The sequence below is a fragment of the Oleiphilus sp. HI0086 genome (assembly GCF_001635225.1).
This window is the reverse complement of sequence record NZ_LWFZ01000839.1, coordinates 1-1,741: the sequence shown is the minus strand read 5'-3', so window position 1 is coordinate 1,741 and position 1,741 is coordinate 1. Positions and strand designations below refer to the sequence as shown.

Annotated in this window: 3 protein-coding genes; all 3 read left to right on the top strand. The window is 43.7% G+C overall.

Translation table 11 applies throughout. The features are described 5' to 3' along the window. The first annotated feature begins 91 nt into the window (after positions 1–91). Entirely contained in the window at positions 92–814 is a 723-nt protein-coding gene (tolQ, locus tag A3756_RS15145) for a protein TolQ (protein ID WP_068553798.1), read from the top strand. Between the two features lie 29 nt (positions 815–843). Continuing rightward, complete coding sequence (gene tolR / locus A3756_RS15140; RefSeq protein ID WP_068511022.1) at positions 844–1,236, top strand: protein TolR; 393 nt, start codon at positions 844–846, stop codon at positions 1,234–1,236. Beyond that, a partial coding sequence (locus A3756_RS15135) for a hypothetical protein (RefSeq protein WP_197481324.1) occupies positions 1,233–1,741 on the top strand: 509 nt, incomplete at its 3' end. The genes tolR and A3756_RS15135, both read left to right, overlap by 4 nt.

Here is a 1,741-nt window from a genome sequence, read left to right as displayed (position 1 = left end):
GAAGCAAGCCTTGAGTTCAACAGGGTTACAAAGTTAGTCAGCTATTACCGTATTTTGTGCCTAGATTTGGCAGATTACCTGGAGAAAATAAGTGCAGGAAAAGATTTCGATTGTTGGTTTGATTCTTGATGCAAGTTTTATTGTGCAGTTGGTTATGTTGGCATTATTGCTTGCGTCGNTAATATCCTGGTATCTGATATTCCAGCGCTCTAGTTTCTTCAGACAGGCTAATGCGCAGCAGCATAATTTTGAGGATATGTTTTGGTCCGGCATGGATCTAGGAAAATTGTACAAAAGAAGTTCCGGGTCGGCAGCGAGTAGTGGGCTTGAATTGATTTTTAAAGCGGGGTTTAAGGAATTTAACCGTTTAAAACAACAAGCAGGCGTAGACGCCGATGCCGTGATGGAGGGGACGCAGCGCTCAATGCGTGTTGCGCTTTCGCGAGAGGGTGAACGACTTGACTCCAATCTGCCATTTTTGGCAACAGTTGGCTCTACAAGCCCTTATGTTGGTCTGTTCGGCACAGTTTGGGGGATTATGAACTCTTTTCTCGGGCTTGCTCAGCAGCAGCAAGCGACCTTGGCGACGGTAGCGCCAGGTATTGCTGAAGCACTAATTGCTACTGCAATGGGGCTATTCGCAGCAATTCCTGCTGTTGTTGCTTATAACAGGTTTTCGGCAAGGGCTGATGCGCTTTATACAAGCTATGAAACTTTCGCTGATGAGTTCTCGAGTATTCTTCATCGAAATATTCATTCAAGTGCAGGAAGTGCAAAAGACGGTGTTGCTGATAATACTTCTAATAGAGGCTGATAACGGTGCCTAGATCTAAGCGTAAACCCATGTCCGATATAAATGTTGTTCCCTATATCGATGTGATGCTAGTGCTGCTTATTATCTTTATGGTGACAGCACCAATGCTGACTCAGGGGATCAAGATTGATTTACCCTTACTTGATAGCGACCCGGTAGAAAGTGCTAAAAGCCTCGAGCCGATTGTCGTGACGGTCGACTCAAACGGTGCTTACTATATGGAAATGACATCATCAAGCAAGAAACCTTTAGAGCTTCAGGTCGTACTAAAAAATGTAAGCTCTATTCTTCAACACGAACCTTCTACTAGTGTTCTTGTGCGAGGAGACAGGCATGTAGAGTACGGAGTTGTGGTTGAGCTGATGGCTGCTTTACAGAATGCCGGTGCGAAAGATGTCGGATTGATCACTGAGGACCCATGAAGAAAAACACGGCTAAAGATTCTCAAGCTCGTGCTTTGAAAAAGCAGGGAGCAAGTGGAAAGTCTTCAGATAAGCGTGCAACGGAAAACTTTAAACTCCTTAAGGTCTTGTTAGGCGAGGCGATAGAGGTAAAAAATCGAAAGTTTCTGATTGCTAGTGTTGCTGTTCATATATTGGTCATTGCTGCATTCTTTTTCAATTGGCAGAGTAGTAACGAGCAAACAGTTAAGTTGCCTCCAAAAAGTATTCAAGCTCGTGTGATTAGTGAAAATGAACTACAGCAACTCCGAGATAGGGAGCGGGCAAAGGTTCAGGAAAAACAAAAGGCTCTGGATAAGAAAAAGGCTCTGGATAAGAAAAAGGCTCTAGAGAAGAAAAAGGCTCTAGAGAAGAAAAAGGCTCTAGAGAAGAAAAAGGCTCTGGAGAAGAAAAAAGCTCTGGAGAAGAAAAAGGCTCTAGAGAAGAAAAAAGCTCTGGAGAAGAAAAAGGCTCTGGAGAAGAAAAA